This window comes from Rhodococcus sp. OK611 (assembly GCF_003050885.1).
In the GTDB taxonomy this organism is placed as follows: domain Bacteria; phylum Actinomycetota; class Actinomycetes; order Mycobacteriales; family Mycobacteriaceae; genus Rhodococcus_G; species Rhodococcus_G oryzae.
This window is the reverse complement of the sequence record NZ_QAOZ01000004.1, coordinates 55,580-73,086: the sequence shown is the minus strand read 5'-3', so window position 1 is coordinate 73,086 and position 17,507 is coordinate 55,580. Positions and strand designations below refer to the sequence as shown.

The 17,507-nt window shown below is 71.6% G+C and carries 18 protein-coding genes; 7 read left to right on the top strand and 11 right to left on the bottom strand.

Annotation, left to right across the window (positions count from 1 at the left end; translation table 11 throughout):
- Positions 1–12: 12 nt before the first annotated feature.
- Genes C8K38_RS06050 through C8K38_RS06035 form a run of 4 tightly spaced genes read right to left on the bottom strand, consistent with a single transcriptional unit; the run spans position 13 to position 2,298 of the window.
- Complete coding sequence (locus tag C8K38_RS06050) at positions 13–189, bottom strand: DUF1737 domain-containing protein (RefSeq protein WP_097210643.1); 177 nt, start codon at positions 187–189, stop codon at positions 13–15.
- A 29-nt stretch (positions 190–218) separates the two neighbouring features.
- Entirely contained in the window at positions 219–1,106 is an 888-nt protein-coding gene (locus tag C8K38_RS06045; RefSeq protein ID WP_097210423.1) for a sucrase ferredoxin, read from the bottom strand.
- 21 nt (positions 1,107–1,127) lie between these two features.
- On the bottom strand, positions 1,128–1,733 hold the full coding sequence (locus C8K38_RS06040; RefSeq protein ID WP_097210642.1) for a YdeI/OmpD-associated family protein: 606 nt from the start codon (positions 1,731–1,733) through the stop codon (positions 1,128–1,130).
- Positions 1,734–1,782: 49 nt separating this feature from the next.
- The gene (locus C8K38_RS06035) at positions 1,783–2,298 is read right to left on the bottom strand and encodes a hypothetical protein (RefSeq protein ID WP_097210422.1); all 516 of its coding nucleotides are present in this window, start codon (positions 2,296–2,298) and stop codon (positions 1,783–1,785) included.
- 24 nt (positions 2,299–2,322) lie between these two features.
- Between C8K38_RS06035 and C8K38_RS06030 the strand changes: the two genes are divergently transcribed.
- Positions 2,323–3,144, top strand: a complete 822-nt coding sequence (locus C8K38_RS06030) for a helix-turn-helix domain-containing protein (RefSeq protein WP_097210641.1) — start codon at positions 2,323–2,325, stop codon at positions 3,142–3,144.
- Between the two features lie 38 nt (positions 3,145–3,182).
- Positions 3,183–3,755 (top strand): hypothetical protein, encoded by a 573-nt coding sequence (locus C8K38_RS06025; protein ID WP_097210421.1) that lies wholly within the window; start codon positions 3,183–3,185, stop codon positions 3,753–3,755.
- 15 nt (positions 3,756–3,770) lie between these two features.
- On the opposite strand, the gene C8K38_RS06020 is transcribed toward C8K38_RS06025, so the two are convergent.
- From C8K38_RS06020 to C8K38_RS06005, 4 genes are read right to left on the bottom strand one after another with little or no spacing between them, the layout of a single operon-like run.
- Positions 3,771–4,514, bottom strand: coding sequence for an alpha/beta fold hydrolase (locus C8K38_RS06020; protein ID WP_097210420.1), 744 nt, complete (start codon positions 4,512–4,514; stop codon positions 3,771–3,773).
- Positions 4,515–4,573: 59 nt separating this feature from the next.
- Positions 4,574–6,736 carry a copper-translocating P-type ATPase gene (locus C8K38_RS06015; RefSeq protein WP_097210419.1) on the bottom strand — a complete coding sequence of 721 codons (2,163 nt, stop codon included), beginning with the start codon at positions 6,734–6,736 and terminating at the stop codon, positions 4,574–4,576.
- Between the two features lie 57 nt (positions 6,737–6,793).
- Positions 6,794–8,362 carry a DNA polymerase Y family protein gene (locus tag C8K38_RS06010; RefSeq protein WP_257017072.1) on the bottom strand — a complete coding sequence of 523 codons (1,569 nt, stop codon included), beginning with the start codon at positions 8,360–8,362 and terminating at the stop codon, positions 6,794–6,796.
- A complete protein-coding gene (locus tag C8K38_RS06005) occupies positions 8,359–9,156 on the bottom strand; it encodes a hypothetical protein (protein ID WP_097210639.1) in 798 nt (265 codons plus the stop codon). The genes C8K38_RS06010 and C8K38_RS06005 overlap by 4 nt, the downstream gene beginning before the upstream one ends.
- A gap of 210 nt (positions 9,157–9,366) precedes the next feature.
- On the opposite strand from C8K38_RS06005, the gene C8K38_RS06000 reads away from it, so the two are divergent.
- On the top strand, positions 9,367–10,572 hold the full coding sequence (locus C8K38_RS06000) for a serine/threonine-protein kinase (protein WP_179800456.1): 1,206 nt from the start codon (positions 9,367–9,369) through the stop codon (positions 10,570–10,572).
- Between the two features lie 27 nt (positions 10,573–10,599).
- Here C8K38_RS06000 and C8K38_RS05995 read toward each other — a convergent pair whose 3' ends face one another.
- Together C8K38_RS05995 and C8K38_RS05990 are read right to left on the bottom strand one after the other, a co-directional pair.
- Complete coding sequence (locus tag C8K38_RS05995; protein WP_097210418.1) at positions 10,600–11,256, bottom strand: response regulator; 657 nt, start codon at positions 11,254–11,256, stop codon at positions 10,600–10,602.
- The gene (locus tag C8K38_RS05990; RefSeq protein ID WP_097210417.1) at positions 11,253–12,626 is read right to left on the bottom strand and encodes an ATP-binding protein; all 1,374 of its coding nucleotides are present in this window, start codon (positions 12,624–12,626) and stop codon (positions 11,253–11,255) included. The genes C8K38_RS05995 and C8K38_RS05990 overlap by 4 nt, the downstream gene beginning before the upstream one ends.
- A gap of 144 nt (positions 12,627–12,770) precedes the next feature.
- On the opposite strand from C8K38_RS05990, the gene C8K38_RS05985 reads away from it, so the two are divergent.
- The 4 genes from C8K38_RS05985 to C8K38_RS27060 all read left to right on the top strand — a co-directional run bounded on the left by C8K38_RS05985 (position 12,771) and on the right by C8K38_RS27060 (position 15,835).
- Positions 12,771–14,180: a PspC domain-containing protein gene (locus C8K38_RS05985; RefSeq protein ID WP_097210416.1), complete on the top strand. Its 1,410-nt coding sequence runs from the start codon at positions 12,771–12,773 to the stop codon at positions 14,178–14,180.
- Positions 14,173–14,388 carry a hypothetical protein gene (locus tag C8K38_RS05980; RefSeq protein WP_097210415.1) on the top strand — a complete coding sequence of 72 codons (216 nt, stop codon included), beginning with the start codon at positions 14,173–14,175 and terminating at the stop codon, positions 14,386–14,388. The genes C8K38_RS05985 and C8K38_RS05980 overlap by 8 nt, the downstream gene beginning before the upstream one ends.
- 32 nt (positions 14,389–14,420) lie before the next feature.
- Positions 14,421–15,317 (top strand): aminoglycoside phosphotransferase family protein, encoded by an 897-nt coding sequence (locus C8K38_RS05975; RefSeq protein WP_179800455.1) that lies wholly within the window; start codon positions 14,421–14,423, stop codon positions 15,315–15,317.
- 113 nt (positions 15,318–15,430) lie between these two features.
- Positions 15,431–15,835 (top strand): PspC domain-containing protein, encoded by a 405-nt coding sequence (locus C8K38_RS27060; protein WP_179800454.1) that lies wholly within the window; start codon positions 15,431–15,433, stop codon positions 15,833–15,835.
- Positions 15,836–15,893: 58 nt separating this feature from the next.
- On the opposite strand, the gene guaA is transcribed toward C8K38_RS27060, so the two are convergent.
- On the bottom strand, positions 15,894–17,480 hold the full coding sequence (guaA, locus tag C8K38_RS05965) for a glutamine-hydrolyzing GMP synthase (protein ID WP_097210412.1): 1,587 nt from the start codon (positions 17,478–17,480) through the stop codon (positions 15,894–15,896).
- Positions 17,481–17,507: the final 27 nt, after the last annotated feature.

The window sequence follows — 17,507 nt, the reverse complement described above, 5'->3', positions numbered from 1 at the left end:
GGGGCGATCGGGCTAGCGCGGACGGATCAGCGCCTGCGCCACGATGACCCGATCGCCGTCGAAGGTGACGGCGGGCGATCCGTGCAGGTCGTAGCCGGCGTCGAGGGCGGCACTGACCCGCAGACAGAACTCGGCGTCGTCGGGCCCGGTGAGGACGCGGTATCGCGGCAGGTCACTGTTCTCGGCCATGCACCCCAGTGTCGCAGGGACCGCGGCGATCACGAGGCAAGCGGCCGGACCGATTCCGCGACCAGCGCGACGACGGCCTTCGACGCGGCGCCACAGCTCGGTGGGCGTGCCTCCAGTTCGGTCCGCGACAGCTCGACCACCCAGGCCCGGCCGTCACGGTGGCGGACCACCGGCAGCACGCCGGACTCGTCCACCGTGAGGTCCGAGGCGCTCGCCGAAACCTGCTCCCGCACCGCGATTTCTGCGACCTGGCCGGCCGAGTCCCAGCAGCTGCGGCCGCGCAGCCCGTCGAGCTGGACCTCGCCGCGACCGGCCGCGAGCACCGCCTCGACGCTCTGTCGCGCGCCGAGCCGTCCGTAGGTGTACCCCGTCGGGAGCAGGATCATCGACGGCGCGAACCGGTGACCGCCGGTGTGCGAGCACTCCCACACCGAATCCCCGAACCGCGCGGACAGTTCCGCCGCGATCGGCCTGCCGAGCACCGCGCAACACTGATCGCGCTTGCCGTGCGCACACACCAGGGTCACCGGGTCGGTCACCGGACGCCCGATCCCCGGCGCCGAGGCGGGCAGCTCGAGATCGAGGTCCAGCAGTGCGGCCGGATCGGCCACCTCCAGCCGCTCGCACCAGGCACCGGACGGATCCGACCGCCCGATCAGCACGGTGCGCCTGGCCGGCGGGGCCGTGGCCCGGCCCGGCCTGCGGATCAGCAGCAGTCGCACGCCCGCGGCCTCGGTCCGTCGTTCCAGTTCCGCGGACAGCTCGGGCCCGAGTGCCTCACCGCCGAGCACGTCGCGGCCCCAGGCGCCGGGGTGTTCGAGACACAGCCAGCCGGTGACGCGCGCCGCGGTCCCTGCAAGCGGCTCGTCCGTCGCGGAGAGCGCGGAGCAGGTCGGCGTGGGGGCTGGGGCGGTCACCCGACCATTGTGCCCGCGGCGTCACCCATGGATCTTCTTGCCCTCGGCGAACATCTGCACGAACTTCTCGATCCGGCGGGCGCGGGTCTCCGGCTTCTTCGCCTCCTGCAAGCGGTAGCAGACCGCGTAGCGGTTGACCTTGTTCAGGGTGCCGAAGAACTCCTCCGCCGCGGGGACCAGTGCCAGCGCCTCCAGGAAGTCCTGCGGCACGGTCGCGGTGGACTGCGCCTCGTAGGCCCGCTCCCAGCGGCCGTCGGCCCTGGCTGCCTCGATCTCCGCCAGCCCCGACGGCTGCATCAGGCCGTCGGCGATCAGCCGCTCGGCCTTCTCCCGGTTCCGCTTGGACCACGGGCTGCGCCTGCGCCGGGGGGTGAAACCGCGCAGCGAGAAGTCGTCGTCGCACTTGCGGGCCTGACCGTCGATCCAGCCGAAGCACAGCGCGACCTCGACGGCCTCGTCCCAACTGGGGCTGGTCTGGGCCGACCCCTTCTTCGCGAACTTGAGCCAGATGCCGGGTGAGCTGTCGTGGTGCGCGGCCAGCCACTCGCGGAAGCTCACCTGGTCCGGGAAGTGCTCGATGCTGCGTTCTGCGGGGCGAGCGGAGCGACGGGGGGTGTTTCCAGCCATGGTTCCAACGTAGGCGGCGACCACGACAGGGTCTTGAACAAACGCGCCGCTATCGGCGGCCAGTCGCCATGCCCGCCCACACCCGCACGAAGCCCTGCGACAGGTACGCGAGGGTGCCGAGGCTCAGCACCCACTTGGTGATGCTGACCGTCGACGTCGCGCGCACCACCGGGTCGGTGATGCGGTCGCGGTGGTCGAGCAGGTACAGGTCGACCACGTTCTCCACGTAGTCCGCGGCCGCGGCGACGACCGGGGCCGCGTACAGCGCGCGCCGGGTGGTCGGGGACAGATCGGAGAGCTGGCCGAGCCGCTTGGCACCGGTGCACAGGGCGACCCCGTAGATGACCGGATGGATCATGTCCGGCCCGAAATGACTGCGGAACCGGGCCGTCTCCGCCTCGTCCATGCTGTCGAGGACGGCCCGATAGGAGCCGGCGGACATCGCGGTCTGGGTCTTGAGGAGCTTGGGCCCTGCGGGGCCGAGCAACCGCGCGATGTTGGCCTGCGAGAGCAGATATGCGGCGGACCAGCCGATGAGCTTGCCGTCGAGCGCAGTCAGTGTCATATCCCGATCGTAGGATCGATGGCGATGACCGAATCGACCCCACCCCACGGCACACCGGAGGCGGTGCTGCACCCCGACGAGGCCGCCGAGCGCTTCACCGTCGCACGGCGGCACCCACGAGAGTCACTGGCGCCCTTCGTCGAGTACATCTGGATCGTGCACTGGGCGGTCGACGGCACCCACGAACAGCAGGTGCTCCCGCAGCCGAGGATCCACCTGGCCGCCGAGGAAGGCCGACTGCTCGTGCACGGGGTGAGCCGCGATCCGTTCAGCCGAAAGCTGATGGGAACCGGGCACGTGATCGGCGTGGCGTTCCGGGCGGGAGGGTTCCGTCCGTTCCTACGGTCGAGCGTCGGCGCGCTCGAGGGCACCGTGCAGCCCGCTGGGGACCTCCTCGGTCGGGGCGACGGCCCGGTCGCGGCCGCGGCGCTCGACACCGTCGACGACGACGAGATGACCGCGCTCGTCGAGGACTACCTCGAAGCCCTACGGCCGGAACGCGATCCGTCCGCTGAGCGCGTCGCCGCGCTGATGGACCGGATCGAGCACGACCCGAGCATCCACCGGGTCGACGAGGTGGCCGCGCTGGCCGGGATGAGCGTGCGCAGTCTGCAAAGGATGTTCACCGAGTACGTCGGCATCGGGCCCAAATGGGTGATCCAGCGTCACCGCCTGCTCGACGCCGCCGAGCAGGCGCACAGCGGACACCCCGTGGTGTGGGCGGAGTTGGCGGACCGGCTCGGGTACAGCGACCAGGCGCACCTGATCCGCGCGTTCACCGCGGCGGTCGGGACCCCACCCGCCACCTACGCGAGACAAGCCGGGAGCTGGCGGCCCCGCGGGTAGGCTCCGGTTCGGGTCGGGCCGACGACGGGGGGCTGCGGATGCGGCAGTGGTTGGCGACGTTCTGGGATCGGCCGCCGGGATGGTCGCTGCTGGCCACCACCGCGCTGGTGTGCGGGGCGGCGTTGTGGGCGTTCACCTTTCCTACGCCGAACAGCTGGATCCTGATCCTGTTCTGTCTCTGGCCCGCGGCGCTGATCGCGATCTGCTGGACCGCCAAGACCGCGACCTTCCTCGCGCGCCGCAATCCCTGGTCCCCTTGGATCCTCGCGGTGCCCTTGGTCGCGCTGATCAGCGCCGCGCTGCTCGTTTTCGACGCACCACTGCAGGCGCGCTGGCAGTTCTCGCAGTCGGACTTCGCGGCGTCCGTCGAGGAGATCCGGTCCGGCGCCAACCGGAGCGACTTCGACGGCGGGATCGGCGGTTACGACATCCGGGACGTGCGCACGCACGGGGACAACGTCTACTTCGTGGTCTCCGACAGCGGCTTCCTCGATGACGACGGTGTGGCCTATCTGCCGGACGGGGAGCCCACGACGCCCGACCCGGTGGGCGAGGGCGTGCAGGTCTGGCACCTGCGCGGCCCCTGGTATTCGTTCAGTGCGGGGTGGTGACCCGGCGGCAGGCGATCAGTCCGCGAGGAACGCCGTGACGGCGGCCTCGAACTGGTTCGGCCGGTCGCGGTGCACGCTGTGGCCGACCTTGATGGTGATGGCCTCGCACCGCGAGATGGCGGCCGTGGCAGCGGCCAGCCGGTCCGGATCGACCATCCCACCCGGACCGCCGCTGATCACGAGGGTCGAGGCGGTGATCCCGGGCAGATTCTGCCACCACACCGGGTTCGGTTCGCGGAACTGGGCCAGCGCGCTGCGGGTCATCGACCGGTCGAACGCGAGGACCGCACGCGGGTGTCGGACCACCCCGGTCACCGCGTGCCAGAGTTCGACCGGCGTCGGCAGCCTGCTGCTCATCCGCCCCAGCGTCTCCCCGGTCCGGAGCGGGAGGGGCGCCTCCTCGAGAACCAGCCGCCGCACCAGGTCCGGGCGCGCCTGCGCGACCAGCGAGGCCGTGTGCCCGCCGAGCGAGTGCCCGACCAGGTCCACCCGTTCGAGCCGGAGGTGGTCGCACAGATGCAGGAGGTCGTCGCCGAACTGGGGGAACAGATAGGACGGTGCGTGCGCGCTGCGGCCGTGGCCACGCAGGTCGAGGGTGACGACCCGGCGCCCACGGCCGACCAGGGTCCTGGCGAACCGGTCCCAGGTGTGACTGTCGCCGCCCATGCCGTGCACCAGGATCACCGGAACCGGGTCGGCGCCACCGGAATCGCGAAAGGAGAGCTCGACGTCGTCGGCGGTCGTGGCGGTCATCAGCATCACCGTGCGCAACCGCCCTTCGCAGCCTCGGCCATCTCGTCCGAGGCCACGTGGTGAGGTTACCCAGGCCGCTTCGCGAGGACAGCCGAGGGCCGCAGGTCCAGCCGCCGCAGCAGCTGCGCGTTGATCGCGACGACGACCGTCGAGGCCGACATCAACAGCGCCCCGACCTCCATCGGGAGGGTGAACCCCCACGGCGCGAGCACCCCGGCCGCGAGCGGCACCGAGATCAGGTTGTATCCCGCCGCCCAGCTCAGGTTCTGGATCATCTTCCGGTAGGTCGCACGGGAGAGTTCGATCACCGACAGCACCGAGCGGGGGTCGTCGCTGGCGAGCACCACACCCGCGGACGCGATGGCCACGTCGGTGCCCGCACCGATCGCGATCCCCACGTCGGCCTGCGCCAGCGCGGGCGCGTCGTTGACGCCGTCCCCCACCATCGCGACCTTGCAGCCCGCGGACTGCAGGGCCTTGACCTTGGCACCCTTGTCCTGCGGGAGGACACCGGCGAAGACCTCGTCGATTCCCAGTCGCTGCGCGACCGACTGAGCAACCGCCTCCGCGTCCCCGGTGATCATGGCGACGTGCACGCCACGCTCGTGCAGGTCGTCGATGGCCTGCTTCGATTCGGGACGGATCTCGTCGGCGAGGGCCACGGCCCCGGCGACCGCACCGTCTCGGATCACGTGCAACACGGTCGAACCCTGGCCGGACCATTCGTCGGCCTGCGTCAGGGCGGCGAGGCCGTGGCTCGCGAGCATTCCCGGTCCACCGACGCTGACCTCCGCGCCCGCGACGGTGCCGGTCACCCCCACCCCGTTGCGCGCGTGGAAGGCGGTTGCCGCCCGTACGGCGAGTCCGCGCTGCTCGGCGGCGGCGACGATGGCCCCGCCGAGGGGGTGCTCACTGTCGCGCTCGACGGCGGCGGCCAGCTCGATGACCTGGTCCTCGGTGTGCCCGGGCGTCGCCGCGACGGAGACGACGGCGGGCTCCCCCTTGGTAAGAGTGCCGGTCTTGTCGAACAGCACGGCGTCGACCGTGCGCATCGACTCGAGGGCCCTGCGGTCCGTGATCAGCACACCGGCGCGGGCCGCCCGCTCGGTGGCGATGGAGACGACCAGCGGGATCGCCAGGCCGAGCGCGTGCGGGCAGGCGATGACGAGAACGGTGATGGTGCGGGTGACCGCGGATTCGGGGGCGCCGAGGATCAGCCAGGCGACGGCGGTGAGCACCGCGGCGCCGAGCGCGAACCAGAACAGCCAGCCCGCGGCCCGGTCCGCCAGCACCTGGGCCCGCGACGACGAACTCTGCGCCTCGCTCACCAGCCGCTGGATACCTGCGAGCGCGGTGTCGTCCCCGACCGCGGTGATCTGCACGCGCAGAGCCGAATCGGTGGTGACCGTGCCCGCGACGACCCGGTCGCCCGGCGCGCGGCGGACCGCCGCCGACTCACCGGTGATCATCGACTCGTCCACGTCGGCCGCGCCGGAGACGACCGTTCCGTCGGCCGGGATCCGGCCGCCGGGCCGGACGATGACGAGGTCGCCGGCCGTCAGCTCGGAGGTCGGCACGGTGACCGGCTCGTCGCCGTCGAGCCGCTCCGCCTCGTCCGGCAGCAGTGCCGCGAGGGATTCGAGTGCGCTCGACGCCTGCCCCAGCGAGCGCATCTCGATCCAGTGCCCGAGCAGCATGATCACGATGAGGAGCGCGAGCTCCCACCAGAAGTCCAACTCGTGGTTCAGGATTCCGAGGCTCGCGCCCCAGGACGCGACGAAGGCCACGGTGATGGCCAGCGCGATCAGCAGCATCATCCCGGGCTGGCGGGCCTTGATCTCGGCGACCGCGCCCGTGAGGAAGGGTTTGCCGCCCCAGACGTACATCACCGTGCCGAGGACCGGCGAGATCCAGGTGACGGGTCCGCTGTGCGGCAGCCTGTACCCGATCAGGTCGGCGAACATCGCATTGGCGAGCACAACCGGAACGGCGATCGCGAGCATGATCCAGAACAGCCGCCGGAACTGCCCGACGTGGTCGCCGTGACCGGCGTGGCCCGCGTGACCTTCCTGGCCGCCATGGCCGCCATGGCCGCCATGACCTTCGTGGCCGTTGCGGCCGTGATCGTGCACCTTGTGGCCGCCGACGACGGTCGCCTGATCGTGTCCGCGCCCCGCATGTTCGGCGGGTGCCCGATGTCCGGCATGAGTTCCGCGACCCGAAGCCATGACCCGACGATATACCCATAGGGGGTACCCTGCAAGGTGGCGAACAGCACCCGGACCTCACTCGTACACGCCCTCCACGGTCCAGACCCCCTCGGCGCAGATCAGCAACAACGCCCTCGGCTCGTCCAGCAGCACCTGCGCCCTGGCCGCCCGCTGTGCCGCCGCCGGATCCCACCAACGCTCGTCCACCGGCCACGGCCCCGCCCAGCCCTGCAGCTCCCACTTCCGCCTGCCCCAGCGCAGCCGGACCGGCGCCGCGCTGAACGCACCGCGCTCGGTGACCAGCACGGCCGCGCCGTCCGCCCCCTCCAACGCCACCCGCGGCCGGCCCGACAGCACGGCCGAGGGCGACGGGTCGGGCAGCCGCCCAGGCCAGGGCGCGGAGGGGTCCGCGGCCGGTCTCAGCTCATCCCCGAGAGGCAGCAGGGTGACCCGCTCGAACGGCCCCCTGCCGCCGCTGAGCACCGCCACCTGAACCGCATCACCCCCGAGCAGACCCTGCACGCGCACCAGCGCCCGCCTGGCCCGCTCGTCCTCGGCGCCGACCCCGCCCCACAACCCCAGTTGCAGCGCGCCCGCCGCGACCACCTCCACGGGCTCGAGGCGCAACACCTCGATGCCCGCCGTCGGCCGCGACTCGCTGCGTCCGGTGAGCCAGCCGTCCAGCTGCCAGCGCACCCGGTCCGCCGTGCCCTCGGGCGTGAGCGGTTCCGCGCACCGCCAGGTCCGCGAAAGATGTTCCCCGTTACCAGTGCTCGCATGGACCAGCAGCCTGGTGCACGCGACCGACGCGGCGGACAGCTTGGCGTGCAGCCGCTCGGCCAGTGCCCGCCCCGCGAAGGCAGCCACGTCCACCCGCTCGATCGGTGGATCACAGCGCTGTTCGACGTCCAGGTCCGGTGGCAGCCGCCGTGCCGATGGCGGACGCTCGGGCTCCCCGCGCGCACTGCGGTGCGCCGACACCGCATCGGAACCGAACCGGGACGCCACCGCCACCGGGGTCAACGCCGCGAAGTCGCCGATGGTCCGCAGCCCCAACCGTTGCAATAGATCGACCAGGTCCGCGCGCCCCTTCGCCGCCAGGCTCGGCTCCGCGGCGAGCTCGGCCACCGGGATCGGGGCGAGGAACTCGGCACCCTCTCCCGGGGGGACCAGAGCGGCCCTGCGGGCGGCGATCACCGCGGTGGACAGCTCGTCCGCGATCCCCACCTGACACTCCACCCCCGCCGCCGAGGCCTCGTCGATCAGCCGCTCGGCGGCGGCGGGCTCGGAGCCGAAATAGCGGCTGACCCCGCGCGCGGCGAGCACCAGCAACCCAGGCCGCAACACCTCCACGCCCGGCGCCACCGCATCGATCGCCGCGGCAACCGGCTCGAACAGCCGGGCGTCCCGGCCCACGTCGACCACGAACACGTGCAGCCCCGGGCAGCGCCCCTGCGCCTCCCTCTTGCGCAATCCCCTGCGCACCCCCTCCGACCGCGCCGTCGCCGAGCAGGCCACGACACGATTTCCCAGCGTCACCGCGACGGGTTCCGTCGGGGGCAGATCAGCCGCCGCCGCGGCCGCGATCGCGGGCCAGTCGGGACACCAGAGCGCCAGCACCCGCGCGGATTCACCGGGGGTCACAGCGACACCGCTTCCTGGAACGCCCCTGGCTGCCGCACCGTCTCCGCCGTCCACTCCACCCGGCCGCGAACCGGCCGCAGATCGAGATGGGTGGTGCGGGGCTGGAACGCCCGACCCCTCGCGCTGACCGCCAGCCGCAGCGCGCGCAGCCGCCCGCGCCCCAGTTCGGCGCCCTGCCCCATCCCGTCGTAGCCGCACACCCTTGCCTCGAGCCGGACCTCCGCGCCGTCCCAGTGCCCGTCCGTCACCACCAGGGTCGAGCCCTTGCTCCGCGCCCTCGCCACCACCGCACGCGCCCGCGAGGGCGGCACCGCGAGCCCGCCGAGACCCAGCACCACCAGGTCCAGCCCGTCGAGCAGGACGGCCGCGACCTCCACCGGGTCCGGGCCCGGGTCCGGGATCAACGCGAGCCTGCCGAGCTCGGCCCCCATCTCCGTTGCGGCCAGCAGACCCAGCCGGGGCAGGCCGATCACCGCCGCGTGACCGCCGGCCTCGGTCACCGAGGCGAGCAGGCCGAGCAACAACGAGCCCGCCCCCGACACGGACACCACCGAACCCCGCGCCAGCCCCCCGCGCGGCAGCAGCGACGCCAGCGCGGGAGGAACGGGGAGGATGCCCGCGGACCCGGCGGGCTGCGGGAGCCCCTGGTCCTCGGCCGGCTGCGGCACGGGCCGGGCCGCAACCGATTCGCCCCGCGCGGGCACGGCAGCCATCCGGCGCCGGAGCTGCTCGAGCCGTTCCTGCCTCGACAACCCGGCCAGGTCCGACCGTCCCGAATCGGCCACCTCGGACATCGCACCAACCACCGACACCACCGTCTCCCACCTTTGCTCCACCGCCGTCACGGCCGGTCGATCACCCACGGGGAAGACGCGGTTATCGAACACGCATTCGAACTCTTCTCAGTAAAGACCCTCCTCCCGACATCCGTCAAGACGAGGGGAAACCGCCAGTTCAGCGTCCGCTCGAGACGTCCGGTCGCGCCCTCCACTAACCTCTCGGATGTGACGGAGCAAGAACAGTCGAAGCGGATCGCCGGACCGGATTACCTGGTGGCGGGCCGCTACCGACTGCGCTCCAAGCTGGGCAGCGGCGGCATGGGCGCGGTCTGGCTGGCACAGGACACGCTGCTGCACCGCGAGGTCGCCATCAAGCAGGTCACCTCGACGGCCGGGCTGACCGAGGAGGCCGCGCAGGAGATCCGGGCGCGGGCCATGCGCGAGGGCCGGATCGCGGCGAAGCTGTCGCACGACCACGCGATCGCCATGTACGACGTCGCACTCGAACACGGCGACCCATGGCTGGTCATGGAGTACCTGCCCTCACGCAGCATGGCCCAGGCCCTCAACGTCACCGAGACACTGCCGCCGCTCCAGGTCGCACAGATCGGGGCCCAGGTGGCCGACGCCCTTGTCGACGCGCACGAGGCGGGCATCGTGCACCGCGACATCAAGCCGGGCAACATCCTCATCGCCGATCGGGGGCGGGCGGCGGGCACGGTGAAGATCAGCGACTTCGGGATCTCCCGGGCCAAGAGCGATGCCACCCCCACCCAGTCCGGCGTGATCACCGGCACCCCGGCCTATTTCGCGCCTGAGGTCGCGCGCGGGGGCGATCCCACCGAGGCCTCGGACGTGTTCTCGCTCGGTGCAACGCTGTACACGGCCACCGAGGGACAGCCGCCGTTCGGGATCGACGAGGACTCCATCGCCCTGTTGCACCGGGTGGCGAAGGCGGAGATCATGCGGCCGGTCAAGAGCGCCGAGATCACCGACGCACTGCTGCACATGCTCGAGCCGGACCCCTCCCGCAGGCCCACCATGAGCGAGGCCCGCGATCTGCTCGCCTCGCTCGCGGCAGGCGCGGGCGGCAACCTCTCCTATGTCCTCGACTCGCCGCTGTTGGAGGCCGACGGCACGGTCCCGTTCTGGGCCAGGCGCGGCGCCGCGGGCGGGCAGGTGCGCCGCTCGAACCGGCTTCCCACCAGCACCATCGCGGGCCTGCCCGCGGTCGACCAGAACGTCCCGCTCGGCAATGTCCCCCGCCCCGGACCCCGGGTGCCCGGGCCGCCGAGCCTGGCCGTGAACCCGGCGGCCCCTGCGCCGTCGCGCCGGTCCGTCCCCACCCCGCCGATGGCGCTCGTGCTGACGCTCATCGCGATCGCCGCCATCGCCGTCGTGGTCCTGACCATCGCGCTGATCACGATGTGACCGGCCGGTCGACGGACTCGCTTCGAGTCAGTCGATCTGACGCCGGTGCGCCCACCGGGTGAGCGCGTTCCTGTTGGACTGCTGGGTCTTTCGCAGCACGTTCGAGGCGTGGGTCTCGACCGTCTTCACCGAGATCACCAGGTCCTCGGCGATCTCGCGGTAGGTGTACCCACGGGCGAGCAGCCGCAGCACCTCCAGCTCACGCGGGGTGAGCGAGTCCAGCTCGGGATCGAGCGGCGGCTCCGGGGCGGCCGACTTCCCCGTGAAGGAGTCGAGCACGAAGCCCGCCAGACGGGGTCCGAACACCGCGTCGCCACCTGCAACCCGGCGTACCCCGTCCGCGAGCTCGGATCCGGAGATGGTCTTGGTGACGTAGCCACGAGCGCCGGCCCGGATCACCGCGATGACGTCCTCCGCCGCATCGGACACGCTCAGCGCCAGGCACACCGGCCCCGCCGCGATGCCACCGAGCACGGCCACCCCGCCGCCGTCCGGCATGTGCACGTCCAGGAGCACCACATCGGGTGTCGTGGCGTTGATGCCCGCGATCGCCTCGGCCACCCCGCCCGCCTCGCCGACGACCTCGATATCCGGTTCCGATCCGAGCTCGGCCCGCACCCCGGACCTGAACACGGCATGGTCGTCGACCAGAAATACGCGATACGCGGTGGTGGGGGTGCTCACCTGGGCTGCTCCTCGGGACGGGACTGGGGATCGGACTCGGGCTGGATCTCGGGATGCGGCATCAGCTGTCGCGACCACTCTAGAACAGCGGCCTCCTCGGCCGTGGGCCCCGCGCCCTCGTCGCTCGGAGGCCCGTCGTGCCCATTGCCGTTGCGGGGCATCTGAATCCGTACCTCGGTCCCGCGTCCCACCGTGGAACGCACCTCCACCACGCCGCCACGGCGTTCGATCCGGGCCCGGATCGACTTGGCCAGGCCCTGCCGATCCTCCGGCACCGCGTCCACATCGAAACCGGTACCGCGGTCGCGCACAAACACATTCACCTCGTCGGCCTCCGCCTCGGCGAACAGGTCGACATTCGTCTCGCCGGAATGCTTGGCGGCGTTGACCAGTGCCTCGCGGGTGGCGCCCAGCAAGGCCGTGATGCTCTCCTTCGACAACCCGGACTCGGCAGGGCCGACGTCGAGCCGGACATCTCCGACGGTGACCGGGCGCACCGTGATGCCGTGCTGGTCCTCGACCTCACCCGCGATGGTCCGCAGCGCCTCGGCCAGGCTGGCGTGCGCGGCCTCCCCGCCGTCGAACAGCCACTTGCGCAGCTCGCGTTCCTGGCCGCGCGCGAGGCGTGTGACCTCCTGCGGTCGGTCGGCCTGCTTCTGGATCAGCGCCAGCGTCTGCAGCACCGAATCGTGCAGGTGCGAGGCGATCTCCTCGCGCTCCTCGTTCCGGATCCGGGCGGCCCGCTCGTCACCGAGATCCCGCCACATCCGCAGCCACAGCGGCACGGTCAGCAGCCCGGCGCCGATCAGCGTCACCAACACCGCCAGCAGCGACGACCGCAGCGAGTTCAGGTCGACCCGCGCGATCACCACCACGCCGAGGCCGATCACGATGAGGCTGGCACCGCCGAGCACCCGCGCCCAGGTCAGCACCGTCGGCCGCTGTGGCAGCCCGAGCGCCGAACGCGGCCCGCCCGAATCGAACTCGCGCCACACCAGCGCAGCACCGACGGCCACCACGATCACCGGGGCTATCACCGACGCCGCGCTGCCGCTGAACAGCCAGGCCAACGACGCGGACAGCGCCAGTCCGATCACCGCGAGCCCGAGGGCCCGGCGTCGCTCGACGGGGCTCGGCGGCTCGGTATCCGAGCCGGGAGGGGTGAAGATCCACAGCAGCCCGTAGGCGACGATGCCCGCCCCGGCCAGCGCGGCGAGGAACACGAACGCCACCCGCACCTTGAGGACGTCTATGCCGAGATGGTCGGCGATCCCGCCCGCGACACCACCGACCACCCGACCGCCGACACGGCGCTCGAGGCGGGAGTAGGGCGCCTCTCCGGTGGGGAGGGCACGCGGGACCGGCTGCACAACATCGATGGTGGCACGCCGACCGCCCGACGCGCATCAGGGTCCGACCCTGAACCGACCGCGGGCACCCCGACCTGGTCCCCGGCGAAAGATCAGGGTTTCTCCCGATGTGCACGGCGGCCTGCGCCGACGACGATTGTCATCATGAGCAATCCGAACTTCCAGGAACAGCTGCACGAGTTGTGGCGCACCCGTCCGGTGCGGTTGCCCAGGCAGGGGCCGATCGCGGGCGTCGCCGCGGGAATCGGCCACCGCTACCGCGTGGATCCCGTGCTGATCCGGGTCGCCTTCGCGGTGTCGACCGTCTTCGGCGGGGTCGGCATCGTCCTCTATCTCGCCGGCTGGCTGCTGCTCCCCCAGGCGGGCGACCAGACGTCCGCGGCGGAATCGCTCGTCGGCCGCGGGCACAGTTCGGAGTCCGGCACCAAGACGGTGGTGCTCGCTGTCGCGCTGATCATCGCGCTAAGCACGCTCGGTCCCGTCGGCGTCGGGGCGGGCGGCTCCGGCCTGATCAGCCTCGCGCTGATGCTCGGCGGCCTGTGGCTGCTCTACCAGCGCACACCGGTGCCACCGGGGCTGCCCGCGGATGCTCATCCGGCGACCGCTCACCCCGGCGCGATGTTCCCGCCGAGCCCGTTCCCGTCGACCACGTTCCCGTCGACGACGCCGTACACGGTCGGCGCGTACGCGACGCTGCCGCAGACCTACGAGCCCTCCACACCGCCCACCGCCCCGACGCCGGAGCCGGCAGCGGCAGCACCCGCCGACGCGGCCGAGGCCGCCGCAGCTCCAGCTCCCGAGGCAGCTGCTGCTCCCGAGGACATGGCCGCCGCTGCCGGCCCGGGCGCGAGCACGGACACCGGCGCGGTCACGACCGACGTCCCCCAGCCGCCGGCCTGGGACCCGCTCGGCGTCGCCCCCTTCGCGTGGGATCTCCCCGAGCCCACCCCGCCCGCACCGCCCGTGCTCCCGAAACCACCGAAGTCCCGCCTCACCACCACGGTGCTCGGCCTGGCCATCATCGCGGCCGCGGCCACATGGGCGGTCAGCTCGGCCACCAACGCGGAGTGGCTGACCCCCGCCCGGATCGGGGCCGTCGCGCTCGCCGTGATCGGCATCGGGATGCTCATCGGGGCCTTCCTGCGGAGGGGCTACGGACTGCTCGTCGTGACCGGTCCCCTGATCGGCTTCGTCCTGTTGGCCTCGCTGATCGGGCCCATCGACTGGAACGCCGAGAACATGGGCGACAAGACCTGGACACCCACGGCCGCCGACCTCCAACCCGAATACTCGGGCCGGATGGGAGATTTCACGCTCGACCTGCGTTCCGTCCAGCTCGACAAGGACAGAACGGTGGACGTGGACCTCAACTTGGGTTCGTTCACGGTTCTCGTCCCCCCGAACATGGACGTGAAGAATACGTGCTCGATGGCGTTCGGGGAGGCCAACTGCCTGCCCGAGGGCATCAACGGTGGGGCCGACGGAACCGGCGGCCCCGTACTGACACTCAACATGGACGGAACGTTCGGAGAGATGCGGGTGGATCGTGGCTGAGAACACCGAAACCACAGACAAGGCGGGGCGCCGCCCCTCGGCACTGCTCTTGCTCTCGGGACTGGCCGCGCTGCTGGTCAGCGTGTGGGCCCTGATCGGGCCGTTCCACTTCGAATCCCTCGGCGACGCCCAGTTCCGGTGGATCGTCGTGATCGCCGCGGTGGTCGCCGGATTGATCCTGGTCTTCGCCCCCGGCCGTCGTAAATAGTGCAGGCGATCCCCGACTCCTACGGCGCCCGGGTGCGTTCCTACGCCCCGGACGCCGAGGAGTGGTTGCGGCGACTGCCCGGGCTGATCGCGCGCCTGCTGAACGAGTGGGGGCTCACCAGGGACGGCTCCCAGCTCTGGCACGGCAATGTCGCCGTCGTGATCCCGGTACTGCTGCCCGACCGCACGCCTGCCGCGCTGAAGGTGTCGTACCCTGCCGCCGAGTCCGCGAGGGAGTCGGCGGCACTCGCGCGCTGGGACGGCAGCGGCGCGGTCCGCATGCTGCGCGCGGACCCCGACGAGCAGGCGATCCTGCTCGAACGCCTGGATCCGACTCGGTCGCTGCTGAGCGTGCCGGTGCCGCAGGCGATCCCGATCTGGGGCGAGCTGATGCGCGGACTGTCGATCATCGTGCCGGACGGCGAGTTCGACACCCTGCCGGACCTGGCCGCGCGCTGGGAGGAGGAACTGCCGGACCTGTGGCGCCGCCTCGGCAGGCCGTGCTCGCAGTGGCTCATCGAGGATGCCGTCGCCGTGTGCCGGGAGCCGGCGGGCAGTGCGGTACTCGTCCACACGGACCTGCATTTCGAGAACATCCTCGCGGGCCCGGACGGCTGGCGGGCCATCGACCCCAAGCCGCTGTCCGCGGTCGGTGAGTTCGCGGTCGCGCCGATGCTGTGGAATCGCTTGGCGGACTTGGACGGCAGGCGCGGCGCGGGACTGCGGACACGCTGTGACGCCCTCGCCGACTCCGCAGGGCTCGACAGGGAACTGGCCCGGCGATGGTCGATCGCGCGCGAGGTGGACAACCATCTCGACTATCTGAGCAACGGCGAGGCCGCAGACGCGCAGCGTTCGTTGTGGGTCGCGACCGCGCTGTCCGGGCGCGAGGACCCCCATGTCGACCCGGCCGCGCTGGCCGCACCCTGAGACGCCGGAGCGGAGCCTGCGCAGCGACCCTGACACGGCCCCGAGTCCTCCCGACGAAAGATCGGGGTGCTTCCCGATGGTGCGCGCCGCGGCCGGTCGACAGTATTGATCACATGATCACGAACGAGACCGCGACGCCGAAAAGCACTTTCCTCCAGGACCTTCCGCAGCGACTGCCCGATGAGGGACTGATCGCGGGCGTCGGCGCCGGGATCGCACGCCGACTGAACGTGAGCACGACGAGCGTCCGGCTGGCCCTACTGCTCTCGCTGCTGTTCGCCGGCGCGGGTGTCCCCGTCTACCTCGCCGCCTGGCTCCTCATGCGAAAGCCGGACGAGACGAGGTCGATGGGCGAGTCGCTGCTCAGCACGGATACCGGCGAGTCCAAGACCATGCCGATCGTGCTGGCCACCGCGACCGTCATCACCGCGGTCGGCTGCGCCCTCCCGGTCGGCGCGGGCCTGCTCGGTATGATCGCACTGGTCGGCGGCTACCTGTACCTGGACGGCCGGAAATGACTGTGCGCGTGTTGCACCCCGGTCGGGGTGCAACACGCGCACAGGGCGGCGGAGCCGCCTACTCCCACTCGATGGTGCCCGGCGGCTTGCTGGTCACGTCCAGCACCACCCGGTTCACCTCGGCCACCTCGTTGGTGATGCGGGTGGAGATCCGCTCGAGCACGTCGTACGGCAACCGCGTCCAGTCCGCGGTCATGGCATCCTCACTGGAGACCGGGCGCAGCACGATCGGGTGACCGTAGGTGCGGCCGTCGCCCTGCACACCGACACTGCGCACGTCGGCGAGCAACACCACCGGGCACTGCCAGATCTGCCCGTCCAGGCCCGCGGCCGTCAGCTCTTCGCGCGCAATGGAATCCGCCTGGCGCAGCGTCTCCAACCGGTCCTGGTCGACCGAGCCGACGATACGGATCGCGAGGCCGGGGCCGGGGAACGGCTGCCGGGCGACGAGCTCCTCCGGCAGGCCGAGCGCGCGGCCGACCGCACGGACCTCGTCCTTGAACAGCAGCCGCAGCGGCTCGACCAGCTTGAACTGCAGGTCCTCCGGCAGACCGCCGACGTTGTGGTGACTCTTGATGTTCGCGGTGCCGGTGCCGCCGCCGGACTCGACGACGTCCGGGTACAGGGTGCCCTGGACCAGGAAGTCGACGGTCTCGCCGTGCGCGGCGCTCTCGCCGAGCACCTCGGAGACCGCGCCCTCGAAGCTGCGGATGAACTCGCGGCCGATGATCTTGCGCTTGGTCTCCGGATCGGTGACGCCCTCGAGCTCACCGAGGAAGGTGTCGACCGCGTCGACGGTGATCAGCTTCGCGCCGGTCGCGGCCACGAAGTCCTGCTGGACCTGCTCGCGCTCGCCCGCCCGCAGCAGGCCGTGGTCGACGAACACACAGGTGAGCTTGTCGCCGATCGCGCGCTGGACGAGCGCCGCCGCCACCGCGGAATCGACGCCGCCGGACAACCCGCAGATCGCCTGTCCGTCGCCGACCTGCTCGCGGACCTGCTCGATCAGCGACTCGGCGATATTCGCGGCGGTCCAGCTGGACGGGATGCCCGCGATCTCGTGCAGGAAGCGGCTCAGCACCTGCTGGCCGTGCGGGGAATGCAGCACCTCGGGGTGGTACTGGACGCCCGCGAGGCGCCGGGCGCGGTCCTCGAACGCGGCGACGGGCGCGCCCGCGCTGGTGGCGGTCACCTCGAAGCCCTTGGGCGCATCGGTGACCGCGTCGCCGTGACTCATCCACACCGGCTGGGTGGTGGGCAGGCCCTCGTGCAGCACGCCGCCGTCCACGCTGAGCTGGGTGCGTCCGTACTCGCGGGTTCCTGTGTGGGTGACGGTGCCGCCGAGCGCGCCCGCCATCGCCTGGAATCCGTAACAGATGCCGAACACCGGGATGTCATGGTCGAAGAGCCGGGCGTCCAGCTGCGGGGCGCCTTCCTCGTACACGCTCGACGGTCCGCCGGAGAGGATCACCGCGAGCGGCTTGCGCTCGACGATCTCCTCGATGGTCGCCGTGTGCGGGACCACCTCCGAGTAGACGTTCGCCTCCCGCACCCGGCGAGCGATCAGCTGCGCGTACTGCGCCCCGAAATCGACGACGAGAACGGGCTGCTGCTGAGCTGGGCCGGAGTGCTGGGTATCTGCCACGTGGCCAGTCTAATCGGCCCAGCTCCC

Excerpts from the sequence above, each read along its gene's own strand:
- C8K38_RS06005 (WP_097210639.1), bottom strand. The coding sequence starts at position 9,156 with ATGTCCGAGGTGGCCGATTCGGGACGGTCGGACCTGGCCGGGTTGTCG.
- C8K38_RS05985 (WP_097210416.1), top strand. The coding sequence starts at position 12,771 with ATGAGCAATCCGAACTTCCAGGAACAGCTGCACGAGTTGTGGCGCACC.
- C8K38_RS06050 (WP_097210643.1), bottom strand. The coding sequence starts at position 189 with ATGGCCGAGAACAGTGACCTGCCGCGATACCGCGTCCTCACCGGGCCC.
- C8K38_RS06030 (WP_097210641.1), top strand. The coding sequence starts at position 2,323 with ATGACCGAATCGACCCCACCCCACGGCACACCGGAGGCGGTGCTGCAC.
- C8K38_RS27060 (WP_179800454.1), top strand. The coding sequence starts at position 15,431 with ATGATCACGAACGAGACCGCGACGCCGAAAAGCACTTTCCTCCAGGAC.
- C8K38_RS06040 (WP_097210642.1), bottom strand. The coding sequence starts at position 1,733 with ATGGCTGGAAACACCCCCCGTCGCTCCGCTCGCCCCGCAGAACGCAGC.
- C8K38_RS06035 (WP_097210422.1), bottom strand. The coding sequence starts at position 2,298 with ATGACACTGACTGCGCTCGACGGCAAGCTCATCGGCTGGTCCGCCGCA.
- C8K38_RS06025 (WP_097210421.1), top strand. The coding sequence starts at position 3,183 with ATGCGGCAGTGGTTGGCGACGTTCTGGGATCGGCCGCCGGGATGGTCG.
- C8K38_RS06015 (WP_097210419.1), bottom strand. The coding sequence starts at position 6,736 with ATGGCTTCGGGTCGCGGAACTCATGCCGGACATCGGGCACCCGCCGAA.
- C8K38_RS06020 (WP_097210420.1), bottom strand. The coding sequence starts at position 4,514 with ATGCTGATGACCGCCACGACCGCCGACGACGTCGAGCTCTCCTTTCGC.